The sequence below is a fragment of the Brevundimonas sp. genome (genome assembly GCF_023259385.1).
Classification (GTDB): Bacteria; Pseudomonadota; Alphaproteobacteria; order Caulobacterales; family Caulobacteraceae; genus Brevundimonas.
Window position 1 is genome coordinate 1 of the sequence record NZ_JAHFPF010000035.1, and the last position, 19133, is coordinate 19133.

Annotated in this window: 23 protein-coding genes; 12 read left to right on the forward strand and 11 right to left on the reverse strand. The window is 68.0% G+C overall.

Annotation, left to right across the window (positions count from 1 at the left end; translation table 11 throughout):
• Nucleotides 1-242: 242 nt before the first annotated feature.
• Nucleotides 243-380, reverse strand: a complete 138-nt coding sequence (locus Q0C81_RS04275; protein WP_291834039.1) for an entericidin A/B family lipoprotein — start codon at nt 378-380, stop codon at nt 243-245.
• Nucleotides 381-477: 97 nt separating this feature from the next.
• Here Q0C81_RS04275 and Q0C81_RS04280 point away from each other — a divergent pair, with 97 nt between their 5' ends.
• A complete protein-coding gene (locus Q0C81_RS04280) occupies nt 478-2136 on the forward strand; it encodes a thiamine pyrophosphate-binding protein (protein WP_291834042.1) in 1659 nt (552 codons plus the stop codon).
• An 11-nt stretch (nt 2137-2147) separates the two neighbouring features.
• Nucleotides 2148-2603 (forward strand): hypothetical protein, encoded by a 456-nt coding sequence (locus tag Q0C81_RS04285; RefSeq protein ID WP_291834046.1) that lies wholly within the window; start codon nt 2148-2150, stop codon nt 2601-2603.
• 4 nt (nt 2604-2607) lie between these two features.
• Here the strand turns inward: Q0C81_RS04285 and Q0C81_RS04290 are convergent, their stop codons facing one another.
• Nucleotides 2608-3237 (reverse strand): hypothetical protein, encoded by a 630-nt coding sequence (locus Q0C81_RS04290; RefSeq protein ID WP_291834050.1) that lies wholly within the window; start codon nt 3235-3237, stop codon nt 2608-2610.
• A 105-nt stretch (nt 3238-3342) separates the two neighbouring features.
• Between Q0C81_RS04290 and polA the strand changes: the two genes are divergently transcribed.
• Nucleotides 3343-6252 carry a DNA polymerase I gene (polA, locus tag Q0C81_RS04295; protein WP_291834054.1) on the forward strand — a complete coding sequence of 970 codons (2910 nt, stop codon included), beginning with the start codon at nt 3343-3345 and terminating at the stop codon, nt 6250-6252.
• 16 nt (nt 6253-6268) lie between these two features.
• Here polA and Q0C81_RS04300 read toward each other — a convergent pair whose 3' ends face one another.
• Nucleotides 6269-7021 carry an RES family NAD+ phosphorylase gene (locus Q0C81_RS04300; RefSeq protein ID WP_291834056.1) on the reverse strand — a complete coding sequence of 251 codons (753 nt, stop codon included), beginning with the start codon at nt 7019-7021 and terminating at the stop codon, nt 6269-6271.
• Complete coding sequence (locus tag Q0C81_RS04305) at nt 6969-7358, reverse strand: MbcA/ParS/Xre antitoxin family protein (protein WP_291834059.1); 390 nt, start codon at nt 7356-7358, stop codon at nt 6969-6971. Before Q0C81_RS04305 ends, Q0C81_RS04300 begins: the two co-directional genes overlap by 53 nt.
• Nucleotides 7359-7514: 156 nt before the next feature.
• Between Q0C81_RS04305 and Q0C81_RS04310 the strand changes: the two genes are divergently transcribed.
• From Q0C81_RS04310 to Q0C81_RS04340, 7 genes are all read left to right on the forward strand, one after another.
• The gene (locus Q0C81_RS04310; RefSeq protein WP_291834062.1) at nt 7515-7703 is read left to right on the forward strand and encodes a hypothetical protein; all 189 of its coding nucleotides are present in this window, start codon (nt 7515-7517) and stop codon (nt 7701-7703) included.
• 23 nt (nt 7704-7726) lie between these two features.
• Complete coding sequence (locus Q0C81_RS04315) at nt 7727-8401, forward strand: multiubiquitin domain-containing protein (RefSeq protein WP_291834065.1); 675 nt, start codon at nt 7727-7729, stop codon at nt 8399-8401.
• Nucleotides 8376-9557 (forward strand): ThiF family adenylyltransferase, encoded by a 1182-nt coding sequence (locus Q0C81_RS04320; protein ID WP_291834067.1) that lies wholly within the window; start codon nt 8376-8378, stop codon nt 9555-9557. Before Q0C81_RS04315 ends, Q0C81_RS04320 begins: the two co-directional genes overlap by 26 nt.
• Nucleotides 9547-9945 (forward strand): DUF6527 family protein, encoded by a 399-nt coding sequence (locus Q0C81_RS04325; RefSeq protein WP_291834070.1) that lies wholly within the window; start codon nt 9547-9549, stop codon nt 9943-9945. The genes Q0C81_RS04320 and Q0C81_RS04325 overlap by 11 nt, the downstream gene beginning before the upstream one ends.
• A gap of 150 nt (nt 9946-10095) precedes the next feature.
• A complete protein-coding gene (locus Q0C81_RS04330) occupies nt 10096-10542 on the forward strand; it encodes a hypothetical protein (RefSeq protein WP_291834073.1) in 447 nt (148 codons plus the stop codon).
• Entirely contained in the window at nt 10542-11144 is a 603-nt protein-coding gene (locus Q0C81_RS04335) for a hypothetical protein (protein ID WP_291834076.1), read from the forward strand. Before Q0C81_RS04330 ends, Q0C81_RS04335 begins: the two co-directional genes overlap by 1 nt.
• An 18-nt stretch (nt 11145-11162) precedes the next feature.
• Nucleotides 11163-12386 (forward strand): NAD(P)/FAD-dependent oxidoreductase, encoded by a 1224-nt coding sequence (locus tag Q0C81_RS04340; RefSeq protein ID WP_291834078.1) that lies wholly within the window; start codon nt 11163-11165, stop codon nt 12384-12386.
• A 74-nt stretch (nt 12387-12460) separates the two neighbouring features.
• Here the strand turns inward: Q0C81_RS04340 and Q0C81_RS04345 are convergent, their stop codons facing one another.
• On the reverse strand, nt 12461-13084 hold the full coding sequence (locus Q0C81_RS04345) for a hypothetical protein (protein WP_291834081.1): 624 nt from the start codon (nt 13082-13084) through the stop codon (nt 12461-12463).
• A gap of 110 nt (nt 13085-13194) precedes the next feature.
• Here Q0C81_RS04345 and trmD point away from each other — a divergent pair, with 110 nt between their 5' ends.
• Both trmD and rplS read left to right on the forward strand, forming a co-directional pair.
• A complete protein-coding gene (gene trmD, locus Q0C81_RS04350) occupies nt 13195-13902 on the forward strand; it encodes a tRNA (guanosine(37)-N1)-methyltransferase TrmD (RefSeq protein WP_291834084.1) in 708 nt (235 codons plus the stop codon).
• Nucleotides 13903-13967: 65 nt separating this feature from the next.
• A complete protein-coding gene (rplS, locus tag Q0C81_RS04355; protein ID WP_291834086.1) occupies nt 13968-14390 on the forward strand; it encodes a 50S ribosomal protein L19 in 423 nt (140 codons plus the stop codon).
• A 298-nt stretch (nt 14391-14688) separates the two neighbouring features.
• On the opposite strand, the gene Q0C81_RS04360 is transcribed toward rplS, so the two are convergent.
• The 6 genes from Q0C81_RS04360 to Q0C81_RS04385 all read right to left on the reverse strand — a co-directional run.
• Complete coding sequence (locus Q0C81_RS04360) at nt 14689-15174, reverse strand: PA2169 family four-helix-bundle protein (protein ID WP_291834088.1); 486 nt, start codon at nt 15172-15174, stop codon at nt 14689-14691.
• Nucleotides 15175-15263: 89 nt separating this feature from the next.
• Nucleotides 15264-16073, reverse strand: a complete 810-nt coding sequence (locus tag Q0C81_RS04365; protein ID WP_291834091.1) for a tryptophan 2,3-dioxygenase — start codon at nt 16071-16073, stop codon at nt 15264-15266.
• A 31-nt stretch (nt 16074-16104) separates the two neighbouring features.
• Nucleotides 16105-16374: a hypothetical protein gene (locus Q0C81_RS04370; RefSeq protein WP_291834095.1), complete on the reverse strand. Its 270-nt coding sequence runs from the start codon at nt 16372-16374 to the stop codon at nt 16105-16107.
• A gap of 90 nt (nt 16375-16464) precedes the next feature.
• Nucleotides 16465-16833 (reverse strand): DUF1318 domain-containing protein, encoded by a 369-nt coding sequence (locus Q0C81_RS04375; RefSeq protein ID WP_291834099.1) that lies wholly within the window; start codon nt 16831-16833, stop codon nt 16465-16467.
• Between the two features lie 17 nt (nt 16834-16850).
• Entirely contained in the window at nt 16851-17048 is a 198-nt protein-coding gene (locus Q0C81_RS04380; protein WP_291834103.1) for a YnbE family lipoprotein, read from the reverse strand.
• Nucleotides 17049-17124: 76 nt separating this feature from the next.
• On the reverse strand, nt 17125-19133 hold a 2009-nt coding region (locus Q0C81_RS04385; RefSeq protein ID WP_291834106.1), incomplete at its 5' end, for a YdbH domain-containing protein.

Genomic DNA, 19133 nt, shown 5'->3' on the forward strand with positions numbered 1-19133 from the left:
CCGTTCTGGCCGAACTTCTCGGCGAGTCCCGCGACCCCGCCCTGTCCCTTCAGCAGATCGGCCAGCCCGCCGCCCGCGTCCTTGCCCAGTCCGCCCGCCACGTCATCGAGAAGTCCCATGGTCCTGCCTCCGTGCGTCCGCTGAAGTGCGACGGCCAAGTCAGGCCACAGAAGCGGGAAACGGGCAACGAAAAGGCCCGCCGGATCGACCGGCGGGCCCTCATATCTTCGAGAGCGAGAGCTCTAGTTCTTGGCCTGCTCGGCGCCCGAGGTGACGGCGTTGCCGGCCGCCTGAACGTCGCGGCCGACGCCCGAGATGGTGTTGCAGGCCGACACGGCCAGGGCGGCGGCGACGAGAGTGAGGGCGATAATCTTCTTCATTGGGTGATCCCCGGTGACATTGAACCTTCACGGTAAACGCAAGCGTGGCCGTGGGGTTGCATGGCCAAGGTCCGGGTTGATCTGCTAGTCGGGCGGAATGACCCAGCCCGCGAACACCGCCGCCCGCCGCCTCGTCGAAACCCTGGTCGTGAACGGAGTGGACCGCGTCTTCTGCGTCCCGGGCGAAAGCTATCTGGCGGTGCTGGACGCGCTGGCCGACGTGCGCGACCAGATCCAGGTCATCGCCTGCCGGCACGAGGCGGGCGCCGCCAACATGGCCGAGGCCTACGGCAAGCTGACCGGCAAGCCGGGCGTCTGCATGGTCACGCGCGGGCCGGGCGCGACCCACGCCTCGATCGGCGTGCACACGGCGCATCAGGACTCCACCCCGATGATCCTGTTCGTCGGCCAGATCGCCCTGACCGACCGCGGCCGCGGCGCCTTCCAGGAGGTCGACTACCGCGAGGTGTTCGGCGGCCTGGCCAAATGGGCGACCGAGCTGGAAAGCCCCGAGCGCACCGTCGAGGTGGTCGAGCGCGCCTTCGCCACCGCCCTGCAGGGCCGGATGGGGCCGGTGGTCATCGCCCTGCCCGAGGACATCCTGCACGAAGACGGCGGCCCCGCCCCCGTCCGCGCCGTGACGCCCGCGAAGGCGGCGCTGGACCCGGCCTTCGTCGAACAGGTCCGCGTCCGCCTGGCGCAGGCCGAGCGGCCCCTGCTGGTGCTGGGCGGCTCCGGCTGGACCACCGAGGCCGCCGCCGCCATCGGCGACTGGGCCGAGCGGATCGGCCTGCCGGTCTCCCTGTCGTTCCGCCGCAAGGACATCCTGTCCAACGACCGCGCCAACTACGCCGGCGACCTGGGCCTGGGCTGCAATCCGAAACTGACCGCGCGCGCCAAGGCGGCGGACCTGATCATCGCCGTCGGCGCCCGGCTCGGCGAGAACCCGACGCAGGGCTACACCCTGCTGGACCGCGCCCGCACGGCGGACACCCTGATCCACATCCATCCGGGCGCCGAGGAGCTGGGCCGGGTGTGGACGCCGCTGCTGAGCGCCACCGCCGACAATTCGCTGGCCGCGCTGGCGCTGTCGGCCATCGATCCGGGCCGGACCTGGACCGCCGAGGCCGAAGCCGCCCACGCCGACTATCAGGCCTTCTCCACGCCCGTGCCCGTCGGCGGCGCGGTCAACATGAGCGAGTGCATGGCGCACCTGGGCGAGATCCTGCCGCCCGACGCCATCGTCACCAACGGAGCGGGCAATTTCGCCGCCTGGCTGCACCGCTTCTATCGCCACCGCGCCTGCCGCACCCAGCTGGCCCCGACCTCGGGCGCCATGGGCTACGGCTATCCGGCGGCGCTGGCGGCCAAGAGCGTCCATCCGGACACGGACGTCATCTGCATCGCCGGCGACGGCGACTATCTGATGACCGGGCAGGAGATCGCCACGGCGGTCCAGTACGGCATCAACGCCGTGGTCGTGATCGTCGACAACGGGACGTACGGCACCATCCGCATGCACCAGGAAACCCACTATCCGGGCGCCCAGCGGGTCATCGCCACCGACCTGAAGAACCCCGACTTCGTGAAGTACGCCGAAGCCTTCGGCGCCTTCGGCATCCGCTGCGAGCGGACCGAGGACTTCCCGGCGGCGCTGGAGGCCGCCCGGAACGCGGGCCGCCCCGCCGTCGTTCACCTGATCACCTCGGCCGAGGACATCGCGCCCAACCGCACGATCACCGGCCTGCGTTCGTAACAGGAGCCGCCATGCGCGCCGCCGCCGCCCTGATCGCCGCCCTGGTCCTGACGGCCTGCGCCACGCCCGCGACCTCCGTCCCCGGCGGCCCGGAGCAGGCGACCGACCAGAACGACTGCGCCGTCATCGCGGCGGTGGCCAAGGCGCACTATCGTTTCAACACCACAGACAACCTCCCCCCGCCGCTGTGGCTGTTCAGCGAGACCGGCGATTGGTCGCCGCGCTGCGACTGGAGCCGCCACGGCGTCAGCTTCCCGACCACCTACGACCCCGATCGCCCGCATCGCCCCGGCGACCGCATCCAGTGGGTGCAGTTCCAGAAGCCGGTCTATGACGGCCACGGCGCCACCTTGGAGTCCGGCATCCTGCACGGCCCGGTGGCCGGGATGGGCGTGCGCTGCCGGGTCGTCTCCGGCGTCGCCGGCTGGACCCTGGCGGGCCCGTGCGAGAACACCTGGATTTCCTGATCCCCTACTGACGGGGCGGCGCCGTTTCGGTCCAGCAGGGCAGGAGCTGCGCCAGAGTATCGCCGACCACTGGCGCGACCGGCGATCCCGAGTTCGCGGTGATCTCGATCCGGTCACTCCAGGCGACGCCGTCGAAACGTCCGCGCATGCGGATCCGGTAGGTGTTGTCGTGCAGATAGCCGCCGCCGGAATCGATTTCCGTGGCGGGACCTAGGGGGTCCGGCAGCGCGGGCACGCGAGGCGTGAGCGCCGGCAGACCCGCGATACGGTCCAGCGCCTCCTGCACGGCCGGGCACTGCCGGGAATCGGCGAAACGCTCGATCGTTCCGCGGTTGTGCCGGGCCCGCAGCCGGGCGAACCAGATGGGGCGCCGAGAGCGGTCGTCCGTGATCCAGACCCAGTTGAACGCCACCGACACCGCCGTCCAGCGCATGTCGGCCTTGGCCGCCAGTTCGACGACAGGCGACGTCCAGCTCAGATCGTCCGTCGCGCCACGCTCGACGAACTCGACGGGGTTCTCCCGGTGGGTGTCCGTCACCGGAGGGACGAGGGTATCGAGACGGAGCAGGGGGTAAGGCTCCACCGTTTGTGGAGCGCCCGAAAGGGCCAGCGAGAATGAGAGGACGCCCAGCATGATGATCTCCTGTCGCACCAGCGTGGGCGCTCGCCGGACCCGCCGTCAACACGACAAGGCCGTTCGTCAGGTGACGTCAGAACCCGCCTTGCCTATGTTCGCGCCATGACCGACGCGACGCCCGAGACCGCCCCCCGCCCCCTGACCCAGGACGGCCCGCCGCTGCGGCTCTGGATGATCGACGCCTCGGCCTACATCTTCCGCGCCTACCACGCCCTGCCGCCCCTGACCCGCAAGTCGGACGGCCTGCCCGTCGGGGCGGTGCAGGGTTACTGCAATATGCTCTGGAAGCTGCTGCAGGACATGAAGGGCGCCGACGGCCCGACCCATCTGGTGGCCATCTTCGACCATTCGGAGAAGACGTTCCGCAACACCCTGTACGACCAGTACAAGGCGCACCGGCCGCCGCCGCCCGAGGACCTGGTCCCGCAGTTCCCGCTGGTGCGCGAGGCGACGGCGGCGTTCGGCGTGCACTGCGTCGAACTGCCCGGCTATGAGGCCGACGACCTGATCGCCACCTACGCCTGCCGGGCGCGGGACGCCGGGGGCGAGGCGGTCATCGTCAGCTCCGACAAGGACCTGATGCAGCTGATCGGCCCCTCCGTGGTCATGTGGGACCCGATGAAGGACCGCCGCCTGGCCGAGCCCGAGGTGTTCGAGAAGTTCGGCGTCGGTCCGGAGAAGATGATCGACCTGCAGGCCCTGATCGGGGACAGCGTCGACAACGTCCCGGGCGCGCCCGGCATCGGCCCCAAGACGGCGGCCCAGCTGCTGGACGAATACGGCGACCTGGACACCCTGCTGGCCCGCGCGGGAGAAATAAAGCAGCCCAAGCGTCGCGAGACCCTGATCAATTTCGCCGACCAGATCCGGCTCAGCCGCGAGCTGGTCAGGCTGACCTGCGACGCGCCCGCGCCCGAGCCGATCGACGACTTCGCCGTCCGCGATCCCGATCCGGTCCTGCTGGCCGAGTTCCTGGACAAGATGGAGTTCCGCTCGCTCCGCAACCGCGTCGGCGACGGCAAGGCGGCCGCCAAGGAGGGCTCGGCCTTCGCCGCCCGGCCCAAGCCGCTGACGGCCCCGGTCATCTCGCCGCGCTACGCCCCGCAGGCCGTCGCCACCGACGTGGCGGTCCAGACCTTCGACCACGAGGCCTATGTCTGTGTACAGACGATCGAGGAACTGGACGCCTGGATCCGGCGGGCCGAAGAGGCCGGGATCGTCGGCTTCGACACCGAGACCGACGCCCTGAGCGCCACCCACGCCGGCCTGTGCGGCGTCTCCCTGGCCATCGGCCCCAACGACGCCTGCTATGTGCCCCTGACCCATGAGCACGAGCCCCAGGCGGGCGGCGGCGGGCTGGACTTCGGCGACGGCGGCGACGCCCGCGAGCCCCTGAAACAGATCGACAAGCCGACGGCGCTGAGCCGTTTGAAAGCTTTGCTGGAGAACCCCGCGGTTCTCAAAGTCGGCCAGAACATCAAATACGATCTGGCCGTCATGGCCCAGCGCGGCGTCCGCGTGGTGCCCTACGACGACACCATGCTGATCTCCTACGTCCTCGAAGGCGGACTGCACGGCCACGGCATGGACGAGCTGTCCCGCCTGCATCTGGGGCACGACCCGATCCCGTTCAAGACCGTGGCGGGCACGGGCAAGAGCCAGAAGTCGTTCAAGCACGTCGAGCTGAAGCCGGCCACGGGCTATGCGGCCGAGGACGCCGACGTGACCCTGCGCCTGTGGCGCATCCTGAAGCCCCGGCTGGCGGAGCAGGGCCTGGTCACCGTCTATGAGACCCTGGAGCGGGGCATGCCCGAGACCCTGGCGGGCATGGAGCGCGAGGGCGTCCGCGTCGACCCGGTCCGCCTGCGCTCGCTGTCGAGCGAGTTCGGCATGCGCATGGCCGAGCTGGAGACCCGGGCCCACGAGCTGGCCGGCCGTCCGTTCAACGTCGGCAGCCCGCGCCAGATCGGCGACATCCTGTTCGGCGACATGCAGCTGCCCGGCGGCAAGAAGACCGCCAGCGGCCAGTGGGAGACCGGCGCCGCCACGCTGGAGACCCTGGCCCTGACGCATGAGCTGCCGCGCGTCCTGCTGGACTGGCGCCAGCTCAGCAAGCTGAAGGGCACATACACCGACGCCCTGATCGAGGCCGCCGACGACAGGACCGACCGGGTTCACACCAGCTATCAGCTGGCCGCCGCCACCACCGGCCGCCTGGCCTCCAGCGACCCCAATCTGCAGAACATCCCGATCCGCACGGCCACCGGCCGCCAGATCCGCCAGGCCTTCATCGCCGGCCCGGGCAATGTCCTGATCAGCGCCGACTACAGCCAGATCGAGCTGCGCCTGCTGGCCCACATCGGCGACATCCCCGAGCTGAAGCGCGCCTTCAAGGCGGGCCTGGACATCCACGCGGCCACGGCCAGCGAGATGTTCAACGTGCCGCTGGACCAGATGGACGCCGAGACCCGCCGCCGCGCCAAGGCGATCAATTTCGGCATCGTCTACGGCATCAGCGCCTTCGGCCTGGCCGCCCAGCTGGGCATCGACCAGGGCGAGGCCGGGGCCTACATCAAGACCTATTTCGAGCGCTTCCCCGGCATCCGCGCCTATATGGACGCGACGAAGGCCCAGGTGCGCGAGACGGGCATGGTCTCGACCGTCTTCGGGCGGAGGATCCACATCCCGGCCATCCACTCCAAGTCCGGCGCCGAGCGTCAGTTCGGCGAACGCGCCGCCATCAACGCGCCGATCCAGGGGGCGGCGGCGGACATCATCCGGCGGGCGATGATGCGCATGCCGGCGGCGTTGGCGGCGGCCGGGCTGTCAGAGGTGAAGATGCTGCTGCAGGTCCACGACGAACTGGTGTTCGAGGCGCCGGAGGGGCTGGCGGAGCGCGCCATCGTGGAGATCAAGCGGGTGATGGAGGGGGCGGCCCTGCCGGCGGTGGGGCTGACGGTGCCGCTGGTGGTGGATGCAAGGGCGGCGGGGAACTGGGATGAGGCGCATTGAGGGAGGGCGGCGCTTTCTACGCAGCTGAGAAACTCTCGACGAGAGGAAGAGCGTCAGGGCTGACAGTTACGCCATCTTTAAAAGCGTACAGAGCCTTGATCTTCTCGCCATCCCAGACGAACCGAAAGTGCTCACCTTGAACCGCGCGGCCAAGAGTTTCACCCCTAAGTACCGAAATTGCCGTCGCGCTCGGGCGCTCGCGGGGGGTGAAAAGAAGGCCGTCCACGTTTGGCTGTCCGAGTAGTCGCGTGCCTTGCCGTCGCCGTTCGTCCAACGGCATCTCCGGATCCCAAGCCGTGCAATCCGCGAACCGGCCTCGCACGGATCGAGTGAGAACTCTCATGTCGAGCCCCATTGGGCGCTCATTCGTTTGCCGCAAGAATGTCTGCCGCCGTTGGACTGAAACGGCGAGGGCAGTCTGCAAATCATCAAACATCTCCAACGCCGCAATCCGATGATCGAAGAAACGTGTTCCTTCCGGATTTAGGTATGTGAAGGGGGCATGATTCCAGTTTTGCAGTACGGCAGAATCAACATCGACGACCGTCGCATTATTCAGCACGCGAGCCCGCTCACGGAGACGCGGGTTCGTAAGTGATTCGATTTCAGCCACCTCGTCATGGCGATCATTCGCAATCCTCTCGTACAGAGCGATGGCGGGAAATCGGGACGGAATCAGCGCGACGAACGTCTGATCGACGTCAACAACTGATACCTCAACCGCCTCGTTGAGCGTCGAGATACTGTCTAACTCTATAGATATCGACAACCTGGCCTCCCAGCATCACTTCTAGAGCCGATTGGCCACTGAAGTAAGAATTCTTCTTTTTCACCCACTCGTCCGCTGACGTTGGATCAGGCAGCAGAATCTGCAAGGCCTTATATATACCAAGTAAGTGAGATATTCGCTCGACAGCATCTTTCGGTATCGACCCACCTTCCTTCTTCCATTTGAAGAATGTTGAGCGTCCTGGCGATCCCAGCAGCTTTATTTGATCATCCGTTGAAATGTCCCACGCATCTGCGAGGGCGGTGAATGCTTCCATTGCAACTGGAATCGGGGATCGCCCGTCGCCCAACAGGGCGACAGGGGTTGGTTGCGGCATGCAAAACCTCCATCTCAAAAAAGTCCATCACAGGACTTGAATTGGAAAACAGTCCAATGATAGACAAGTCCACATCGGGACTCGATTATCACCCTAGTCCAGCCCGACCCGTCCGACAACCCGGGCGGGAGCAACTAGAGACGGATGGCAAAGAAGATGGCGAAGAACACTGGCGACGGGTTCCGTCGCGGAGCGGTGACCGGGCGGACGCAGTTCGCGCGCGACGACGGTCTCTATCAGAAGCGCGACGAGCGGACCGGCCACTTCATGGAGGTCAAGCAAGCCCCCGGGAAGTTCAAGGGCGTCGCCATGGAGCCCGACGGCCGCGACACCGACAACTCGTAACAGCACACCTAAGGAATACGGACATGGCCGACAACGGCAAGAAACCCTACCGCCTCGTCGTGAACGGCCAACCGTTCGAGACGCGTGACCAGATCGAAGAAGGTCGCGATATCCTTCAGCTGGCGGGCTTTGCGCCCGCCAGCGATCACACCCTGATCGAACTGACCCGCCCCGGCTCGCGCTCGGTCGGCCTCGATGAAGAAGTCGATCTGGGCGAGCCCGGACGGGAAGAGTTCCGGGCTTTCGCCTCGGACCGCACCTTCAACTTCACCGTCGATGAACGCGGCTACGAATGGGGTAGTCCGGAAATCAGCGAAGCGGACCTGCGGGACATTTCCGGCGTGCCCGACAACAAGGCGCTGGTTCTGGAACGTACGGATGGGCCGGATATCGAGATCGAACCGGGCAGCACAGTCGATCTGGCCACGCGCGGCACCGAACGTATCCGGAGCTCCGGCAAGTTCGTCACGATCATTGTCGAGGCCACGCCGCACCAGTGGCCGAAGGGTGAGAAGATCACCTACGCCCAGGTCGTGACGCTGGAGTTCCCCGATTTCCCGCAACACCCCGAGCGCACCTACTCCGTGACCTATCGGAATGGGGTGGGTCAGAACCACGAAGGCGTTCTGTCGCCGGGCGCGTCGGTCAAGGTCAAAGAAGGGATGGTCTTCAATGTTACCGACACTGGCCAGTCATAACGACGACATCCGCCGCCTTCTGGATCGTGGATATGCTGTCTCGTTCGACCAGAATCATCTGGTCGTTCGGGACGTGCCCTACCTCGACGCCGCAGGGGAGCTGCAATGGGGTACGATCGTCACAAAACTGGTGTTCATCGACCAGGTCCGCGTGCGCCAGGAAAACCATCAAGTCTCTTTTGCCGGCGGCCCTCCCTACGAACTCGATGGGACGCCTATCCGAAATCTGGGTGACACGGCACATACGATCTCACTCAGCGACACCGAACCTCGCGTAGTTGTCCAACGTCAGTTTTCTAACAAACCGAATGGCGACTACGCTAACTTCTTCGACAAGATCGAACGCTACATCGCGATCATTTCCGGCCCGGCGATGGGGAAGCACGGGGTCACCGCGCGGACCTTCAAGACCTACGATCCGGCTCCGGATGATTCCGTCTTCAAGTTCCGGGACACCCTGACCTCGCGGGCCGAGATCGGCGACTTGACGCAGGCTTTCAAACAGGAAGTCGTGGCGATCATCGGCCTTGGCGGGACGGGCGGCTATGTGCTCGACTTCATGGTCAAGACGCCGGTTCGCGAGATCCGGGGCTTCGATGCCGACGCCTATCATGTTCACAACGCCTACAGGTCGCCGGGCAGCCTCGACCCGGACGAGTTCGATCACAGCAAGGCCGATGTCTACGCCAAGCGGTACGAGAATTTCCGTACAGGTCTTCACCTTGAAACGAAGTTCATCGACGCCGAAAGCGGAGAAGACCTTGACGGTGTGACGTTCGCTTTTGTCTGCGTGGACAAAGGCTCGGCCCGAGCGGCCATTATCGACCTCCTGATCGCCAAGGGCGTCCCGTTCATCGACGTTGGCATGGGTCTGTCCCGGAAGAATGGCCCCATCACGGGCAGCATGCGGGCGACCTACTTCGACGAGGCAAAGGCCGTGGCAGTGCGAGGAATGGATCTCGTCCCAACGCATGATACCAAGGACGATATCTACAAGACGAACATCCAGATCGCCGAACTGAATGCGTTGAATGCCAGCCTAGCCGTCATCCTCTACAAGAAGCGCCTAGGCTTCTACGTGGGCGAAGACAGCCTCTTCAATCTGCTGTTTGATCTCGGCGATATGCGGAGCTTCGGCCAACGCCATGAGGATTGAGCTCCGATACGTCGAGTTTATGCCGAAGGCGCTCGAACCAGGCGTTCTGTACGTCTCGGAAAAATACCAAACCGCGGCGCACCTGTGCGCCTGCGGTTGCGGTGAGAAGATCAGGACCCCGCTTGGCCCCGCTGAATGGGCGGTGACAGAGGACGCCGCCGGACCTTCCCTGTGGCCCTCGGTCGGTAGCTGGCAACGTCCCTGCCGATCTCATTACGTGATCTACAACGGCGGCGTCCGGTGGGCCGGCCAGTGGAACAATGAAGAGGTGCTCGCTGGTCGGGATTACGAGATCAAGCAACGCCAAACCTACTACGCCTCCCGCGCTCCCAAGGGCCTGTGGGTCAGGTTCTGGACGTGGCTGCGGACGCTCTTCGGAGCCAAGTAAGGAGGAAGGCTGGGCATCGCCGATGCCCAGCTCTGCTCACAGACCTGAGCCATCATATCCCCAACTCCCAAGCTCTTGATCCGGCTCGGGTTGGAATGGCGGTCAGCGTCATACTCTCAGCAGTGGCCACCAGCCGTCGTAAAATACCGCATGACCACCGGACGACCTGGACAGCCGAAACTCGACGATCCGACCTGGATCGCATTGCTGGAACGCTATGTGCGCGGGGAGACCGCGGCGGGGCTGGCGCGCGAGTACGGGGTGAGCGTCGAGGCGGTCGCGTGGCAGGCGCGGAACCGGGGGTATCGCAAGAGGGATCGGCCGGACGCCGTCTATCGGTGGCGGTCGGCGCCGCCGGTCACGCCGCTCGTGGACGCGGCGGAGAGATGCGGCTTCGACCATGATCCCGGGGACCTGGACGGGTCGATCGCGCGGGCCGAGGCGCAGGCGAGACGCGCGGCCGCCGAGGGGCGGAGGCTGGACGTCGTGCGGATCGGGCGGGCGGTGGAGCGGCTGCGGGCAAGACGGGAGCGGGGCGGACAGCCCCCTCCACCCCCTACGGCGGTCCCCCTCCCCCATGAGGGGGAGGAGAACTGATGCCCCGCCGCAGCAAGCTCACCGAAGCCCAGTGGGACGCCCTGTTCGCGCGGGACGCCGCGGGGGAGCCGCGCGGGCGGCTGGCGAAGGCCTATGGGGTGGCGGTCGGGACCATCGCCTGGCAGGCGCGCCGGCGGGGAAGGCTGAAGGGGCAGGCGGAGGGCGCAGTGGACCGGCGGCGGCGGCCCGAGGGCGGGTGGCCGGCGGGGCATGTCTTCGTCCAGAGCCGCAGCGGGATGACGCCCGAGCGCTGGGACGAGGCGCTGGATCGCTATGCGGCGGGCGAGGACGCCGCGGCGCTGGGGGCGGAATACGGCTTTCATCCCGCCTCGCTGGCGGCGCGGGCCAAGGCGGAGCGACGGCGCAAATGCGACCGGCCGGACGCGGTCTATCGGCCGCGCGGACCGCACGGGGGCGCGCCCCGGGCGGGATGCGCCTTCACCTTCCAGGGGAACGATCCGGAGGCGACCCGCGCCTCGCTGGCCCAGACGGTCGAGCGGGCCATGGACGAAGGGCGGCTGGCCGATGCGACGGCGCTGTTGCGGCTGTGGATGGAGATGCGGGCCTATTTCGCCCTGCGGCGGCGGGTGCTGGGGCGCTGATGTGTGCTAGGGCGGGGCATGACTGACACGGTTGACGTTCTGATCGTCGGCGCCGGCGCGGCCGGGATGATGTGCGCCATCGAGGCCGGGCGGCGGGGGCGGTCCGTGCGCGTGGTCGACCATGCGCGGGCGCCGGGCGAGAAGATCCGCATCTCGGGCGGCGGGCGCTGCAACTTCACCAACCTGGGGACCGGACCCGCCAACTTCCTGGGTGAGAACCCGCGCTTCGCGACCTCGGCCCTGAAGCGGTACACGCAACACGACTTCATCAAGCGCGTCGATAAGGCGGGCATCGCCTGGCACGAGAAGACCCTGGGCCAGCTGTTCTGCGACGACAGCGCCAAGCAGATCATCCGTATGCTGACGGACGACATGCGCGGGGCGGGCGCCGTGCTGTCGATGGGGCTGGCGGTGGACCGGGTGGCGCGGTCGGGCGAGGGGTTCGAGGCGGCGCTGTCGGATGGGTCGGTGGTGCGCAGCCGGTCGCTGGTGCTGGCCACCGGCGGCAAGTCGATCCCCAAGATGGGGGCGACGGGCTGGGCCTATGACACCGCGCGGGCGTTCGGGCTGAGGGTGACGGAGACGCGGCCGGCGCTGGTTCCGCTGACGTTCGAGCCGGGGCTGCTGGAGAAGCTGGCCCCGCTGGCGGGGCTGTCGGTCGAGGCGGTGGTGTCGCACCGCGTGCCGGCGGACGGCGGGGCGCCGGGGCGGCCGACGGGCGAGACGCGGTTCGCCGAGGGGCTGCTGTTCACGCACCGGGGGCTGTCGGGACCGTCGATCCTGCAGATCAGCTCCTACTGGCGCGAGGGCGAGGCGATCACGGCGCGGATGGCGCCGGACGTCGACGTCTACGCCCTGCTGAAGGCGGCCAAGGAGGAGAACGGCAAGCAGATGGTGCACACGGCGCTGGGGCACATCGTCCCGCGCCGCCTGGCCGAGAGCGTGTGCGAGCGCGAGGGGGTGAAGGGCAAGCTGGCCGAGGTCGGGGACAAGGTGCTGCGCCGGCTGGACGAGGCGGTGAACGGCTGGACGGTGAAGCCGGTGGGCTCGGAAGGCTATCGCACGGCGGAGGTGACCTTGGGCGGGGTGGCGACGGACGCGCTGGACCAGCAGACGATGGAGGCGAAGGCGGTCCCGGGCCTGTTCGTCATCGGCGAGGCGGCGGACGTCACCGGCTGGCTGGGCGGGTATAATTTCCAGTGGGCGTGGTCGTCGGGGTGGGCGGCGGGGCAGTCATGTTAGTGGCGCTAGCGCTCGCGACGCGGTCGCTCGCTGCTTGAGCGCGTTTGAGTGCGCTAGCGCCCGCGACGCGGCGCTCAGGGACAGGCGCGGGGGGCTCGCGTCGCCGCCGGCGGCGGTGAACTGACCTCCACCAACATCCGGGCCTCGCGAGGCTCCGAAGCGGGCTGCGCGGCGGCGAGTTGGTTCCTCGCTTCCGGCGTGAGCGTATCGATGGCGACGGAATTCCAGCGCCGACCCGTGTCGTCCTCCGCCGCGAGGATGAAACGGCCGCCCCGGGTGATGGCTTCCATCAGGCCCGGTGTCGACGGCCCGCCGAACTCATCGGCTCCGCTTCCGCCGCTGGACCAGTGCTGGGGGTGGTCCGGTCCCGCGGGTACGAACACGCGGTAGCCGCGCCAGACCTGTCCGTCCGGACCCTGGATCACGGACTGAAGCCAGCTGTCCCGATTACGGCAATAGTTGTTGAAGACGATCCCCCAGGTCACCGATTTCGGAGTCGAAAGATCGGTGGCGTCATTGTCGAACCAGATGTGGAAGGCAAAGCCCGCGACATCGACGTAGCCGCCGGCCTGGAGGGCGAGATCCCCGGTCGGCTCGAGTCTGACGGTTTCGGTCCGGATGGGCTCGGCGCCCGGTTCCGGCGGCGTCGCACAGGACGAGAGAACCAGAGCCGTAACGGCCAACAGCAACGGTCGCATTCGGAGTCCCCTGTTCGCCCGGGACAGTGAGCGGTCTGGCTGGACCCCGTCAAGCGCACCAGCCGCCCGCCGCCTGACTCCCGCGCCCTTCTGCTGTATGTCCCCCCGCCATGACCGCCCGCCCGCCCTTCACCGCCACCGTCCTGACCATGTTTCCGGAAGCGTTTCCGGGGCCGCTGGGCGTGTCGCTGATCGGCACCGCATGGCGCGAGCGGGGGCTGTGGAGCCTTGAAACGCTTGACATTCGGGCGTTCTCCGACGATAGGCGCGGCTTCCTGGACGACACCCCCGCGGGTGGCGGCCCGGGAGCCGTGCTCAAAGCGGACGTCGTGGCCCGGGCGGTCGATAGCCTTTCCGGACCGCAGCGGCCGCTTTTGTACATGAGCGCCCGGGGTCGGCCCCTGACCCAGGCGCGCGTCAAGGAATGGGCCAAGGCGGACGGCGTCGTCGTGCTTTGCGGCCGTTTCGAGGGGGTGGATCAGCGCGTGCTGGACGCGCGCGGGTTCGAGGAGGTCTCGGTCGGAGACGCGGTTCTCGCCGGCGGCGAGGCGGCGGCGATGGTCGCGATCGAGGCGTGCGTAAGACTGATCCCCGGCGTTCTGGGCCAGGCCGAAAGCCTGTCATCCGAGAGCTTCGAGGATGGGCTTCTGGAGCATCCGCAGTACACGCGACCGCGGACGTTCGAGGGGCTGGAGATCCCGGAGGTCCTGGTGTCGGGCGACCATAAAAAGGTCGCTCAGTGGCGTCAGGAGCAGCGGGAGATCACGACGCGGGAACGGCGACCGGACCTTTGGGCCGCCCACATCGCGAAGGACTGAGGTTACCCGCGGGGTTCGCCCCGCCAATTCACAGCTAAAGAGCGCAAAAGCTCGAGGAGAATAGAATGAACATCCTTCAGACCCTGGCGGCCGAAGAGAAGGCCCGTCTGATCGAAACCCGCGCGATCCCCGACTTCCAGCCGGGCGACACCCTGCGCGTCAACGTGAAGATCAAGGAAGGCGAGCGCGAGCGCGTCCAGGCCTTCGAAGGCGTCTGCATCGCCCGCGCCGGCGGCGGCGTGAACGAGAACTTCACCGTCCGCAAGATTTCCTTCGGCGAGGGCGTCGAGCGCGTCTTCCCGATCCTGTCGCCGAACATCGAGTCGATCGAAGTGAAGCGCCGCGGCGTCGTTCGGCGCGCCAAGCTGTACTACCTGCGCGACCGTCGCGGTAAGTCGGCCCGTATCGCCGAGAAGCAAACCGTGCGCGCCCCCAAGGTCGCCGTTCCGGAAACCGGCAAGGCCGAGACCCCGGGCGAAGACGCATAATCCACTTTGTGGAGCGCTAACGCGCGCGACGCGGTCGCGCGCTGCTTGAGCGCAGTCGTGACATGACGAAGGCCCCGGTGGAAACGCCGGGGCCTTTTTCTATGCCGGACGGACGGAGCTCGGTGGGGCGGGCGGTCTGCCGGAAAGTGATTAGTGGGTAGTGATTAGTGGATGGCCTCGACCACGGTCGGTGCGGGATGAGACCCGCCCGTTCTCCCGCGAACCACTAATCACTAACCACTAATCACTTTCATCCACCGGCCCCGAGCGAGGGCCCGCGCCTTTCTGCGCCAGGCCTCTACTGCGGGAACAGCCGGCTGTTGGCGTCGCGCTGGCCTTCGAGGCTGTGCTTGAGGCCGCTGATCTCATCGTGGCCGGCCCTGACCTGGTCCCAGGCGCGGCGGATGGTTTCGCGGGTGGTGGCCGAGATGTGGGAATCCTCCAGCGCCTTCTGGAACTGAGAACGAACGTGGTCCTCGGCGCCTTCGACGGCGCCGACCACGGTCAGTTCGTCGCGCAGCAGGGCGTGCTTGATGTCGGTGAAGGCGCGCTGGGCCTTGGCGAGGATGGAGCCTTCGGCGTCCGGCTCGCCGCCCAGGGTGCGGACATCGGATGACAGGGCGTCGGCGACGCCCCGCCGTTCGGCCTCACGGCGGGCGAACAGGTCGCGGTGGCCGGCGTCGGCGGTGTTGTCCAGGGCGTCGTGGTAGCCGTCCGCGCTGTCGATGACGGTGCGGATCAGGCCGTTGAGAACCTGGATGTCGTGGCGGTTGGCGTTGGGCATGGCGGTCCTCCGGGGAGAGACCTGTAAAGCGTGCGCCTGCGGCGAAGGTTTCCGCCTAACGTCGTTTACACGGGATCGTCAGCGCCCGATCACAGCTTGGTGCGCAGGGACCAGAGCTCGGGGAAGCAGCGGCGCTGCAGGGTTTCGGTCAGATAGCCGACGCCGTCGGTGCCGCCGGTGCCGCGGCGACGGCCGATGATCCGCTCGACCGTGACCACATGCTTGTGACGCCAGGTCAGCAGGGCGTCGTCCAGGTCCACCAGCTTCTCCGCCAGCTGGTAGAAGGGCCACCAGCGCTCGGTGTCGCGGTAAACCTCCAGCCAGGCGGCCTCGACGGCCTCGGACGGTTCGTAGGGCTGCGAGACGTCGCGGTTCAGGACCGCGACAGGGACCGGCAGGCCGGCGACGGCGAGCTGGGACAGGGCGTCGTCATAGAGGCTGGGCGCGTCGAGCGCGGCCTTGAGGGCGGCGTGGGCCTCGGGCCGGTCCTCGTGGAAGCGAAGGAAGCGCTCGTCCTTGAGGCCCAGCATGGCCTCGAAGCGGCGGAACTGGTCGCTCTGGAAGCCCGAGGAGGAGCCGAGGACGCCCCGGAAGCGCAGGTAGTCGGCCGGGGTCATGGTGGCGAGGATGTCCCAGCTCATGGTCATGACCGACTGGATGCGGCTGACGCGGGCCAGGCTCTTGTAGGCCGGGACCAGGTCGCCGACCCGGACGAGAGCCTGGGCCAGGGCGACCTCATGCAGGATCTGCTTGAGCCAGAGTTCCTTGGTCTGGTGGATGATGACGAACAGCATTTCGTCATGCTGGTCCGACAGCGGGTGCTGGGCCGCCAGCAGGTCGTCGAGGGCCAGATAGCCCGAATAGGTGATGGACGACGGGGGGGCGGCAGCTTCGGTCATGGGCGTCGTATCGCCCGACCCGGCGGCCGGCTCAAGGCTTGTCGGGATCGTCGGCGGAGTGGATGGCGGGATCCAGGCTGTTGTCGACGCGCGCGTCCCAGCCCTCGCGGTCCGACTTGAAGGCCAGGGCCATCAGGCCCCAGGCGAGGCCGACGGTTCCGAGCGTGCCGATCAGCAGGGCGATCCAGCCGTGGACGGGCAAGGGACCGCCGCCGATCAGCCGCCAGAAGAGGCTGATGCCGACGGTGCAGACCAGGGCGACCGCGGCGGCGATCGCCAGATTACGGAGAAGGCGGAGCATGGTCCGAGGATAGCGCCTGTCGCCGGCAAACCCCACCCTGTCGTCGCTGCGCGCCGGCATCCCTCCCCACGAGGGGTAGGGAGATTTTCCTCAGCGCTGGACCCACTGGCCCTGGGCGTTGCGGTACCACTGGCCTGAGCTGATGCGCGGCAGGAGCTGGGTCTCGAACATGCGGACCCCGGCGTCGGCGGCGGTGGCGCCGCCGCCGGCCTGGGCGGCCGAGGCGGCGTAGGCCTGACGGCGGCCGGCGTTGGTGGCCTGGACCGCGGCGGTCAGGGCGGAGTCGGACGAGGGGACGCGGAAGCCGACGAAGCCGTCAGCCTGTTCGCCGACCGTGCCGGCGGCCTTGGCGGCGTCGATCATCGACTTCTGCTGGGAGGTCTGGGCGAACGCCGCGCCCGCGGCGACGCCGAGGGCCGCGACGGCGGCGACCATGACGAAGACTTTGCGGAATGACATCTGAACGGACCTTCCCATCAGAACAGGTTCGGGTTTTCGGCCAGGAGGTTCTGAAGCTCCCGGTCGAGGCGGACGCGGATATCCGCATCCAGCTTGGCGTTGATCGTGATCGGGTCGACCTGCAGGCGGACGGTCGGGGTGCAGGCGGCGGCGCCCACGGCCATGGCGGCCAGGCCGAGCAAGGCGACGGTTCTGCGCGACTTCGTCCGGGTCATGAGGACTCTCCGAGTGATCCGCCCCGATCTAACGCGAGCGAGGGTGAACGGGTTCTGAACGGCGAAGACGGCTCGATCAAGGCCTCGGCGGCTCCTCCGGCTCCGCTTCGTCGACCTGGCCGTTGCGGGCGCGGTCCAGCTTCATGAGATCGCTGACCAGTTCGTTCAGATTCACCGAGGTTTCGAGCGTCAGGTCGATGCCGGTGTTGGACGGCAGCGGCAGCTCCCGGTTCAGGAATTCGCGGCTGATGAACTCGGCCATGGGAATGCGCAGTTCCTGCCGCTGGGGCGGGTCGTGCCGGCCCCGGATGCGGAACAGGACGCCGAGGCGGCCCTTGTCCAGACTGTTCACCTGGGCGGACAGGATGTCGAAGGCCAGGTTCTCCATGGCCTGATAGGCCAGGTCCTGGACGGTGTTGGGCGGCAGGGCCTCGCCGCCGCCCTGGGCCTCCAGACCCGTCAGGGACGAGCGGGGGATGGACAGGCGGCCCGGCTGGATCGCTTCCAGGCTGCCGCCGACGATGCGGACGCCGTCGGTGGGATTCCAGCTGAACGGCAGGCGGCCGGAGACGACGGCGTCCAGGCTGACCTTGTCGCCGAATCCGGCGTCGCTGACGATCTGGCCCAGCTGGACGGTCTCCAGCACGACGACGCCAGTGAAGCCCTGGTTGATATCCAGCGGGACGGTCAGGGGTTCGATGCGCACCACGCCGCCGGCGATGCTGAGGTCGCCGCCCTCGATCGTCAGGGCCGCCTTGTCGAGGCCGAAGACCAGATCGATGTCGGTCAGGGGGGCGACCGACTCCAGCAGGTCCGCGTGAACGGCTTGGCCCGGCGCGGCGGTCAGCGGCGTCAGGCTGGTGAAGTCCAGGGTTCCGCGCAGGCCCTTCACCGGTCCCGCGGGGCTGGTGAAATCGAGGCCCGGGATGGTCAGGCGGCCGGAGCTGGTCCCTTCCGTTTCAGCGCGCCAGTCGACGCGGCCGCTGAAGCCTACGGATCCGACGGCGGGCGAGCCGACGATGTTCCCGGCCATCGGGCTGAGATCGGCGGGCTGGAGCCCGCCTTCGACGAAGGTGAGCGACGGGGCGTCGATGGTCAGGCCGCCGACGCCCGCCTTGCCGTCATGGGCGAGGGTCAGGCGGCCCAGCGTCGTCTCGCCGTGCGCCAGATCGAAGGCGCCGGTCCAACTTTCATTTTCCAGGCGGGCCGAGCCGGCGGCGGTCATCGGATTGAAGCGGGCGGGCGTGGTGGCGTCGACCACGGTCGCGCGGGCGACCTGCACCGCCATGCCGACCCCGCGCGGCCCGCCGGTGGCGGCCAGCGTCCCCTCGGCGTCGTTGAACTGCAGGGCGAGGAAGGGCGCCGAGGCCTTGACCTCGCGCAGAAGGCCGTCGGCGCGCCAGGCGCCGTCGGTCACCGCGAACAGGGGGCGATCCGACGGGCAGAAGCGGCCGGAGACGTCGGTGACGTCGTTCTCGTCCAGCTCCAGCCGTTCGACGGTCACGGGGATGCAGTCGGCGGCGACATAGGTCAGGCGACCGCCGGCGGACGTCAGCTCGCCCCGGGTCTGGAGAGTGACGCCGCGGGCGAGGTCGAAATCGAGGGCGGCGCGGCCGTCCAGCGTGGCGGTGAAGCCGGACGGAGTCAGGCTCCAGCGGGGAATGTCGAAGGCGGCCTCGGGCAGGCCCTTGCCGCGCGTGGCGGTCAGGGACAGGGCCCCGCCGCCCTGCTGGCCCCGTCCGGCGCTGAACAGGGGCGCAGCCGCCGGACGCAGGGTCAGGACGCCGCCGTTGGCGGGGGTCAGGGTCGCGGGACGGTCCAGCGTCAGCCGCGTGCCGCTGTCGCCGGTGGCGAGGGTGAAGGCGGGAATGTCGACGGCGAAGGCGGACAGGGCGCGCTTCATCTCGCCCAGTTCCGCAATGTCGTCGCGCGCCGGGGGGCCGAACAGGGGCCAGGCGCCGCGCGCGGCCCGCAGGGAGCCCTGGGCGTCGATCCGCACCGCGCCGTCGGCGACCATGTCCAGCCGGACCGCGCCGCGCGCGCCGGTCAGGGACAGATCGTCCATGGCCAGGCGGTCGGCGGCGA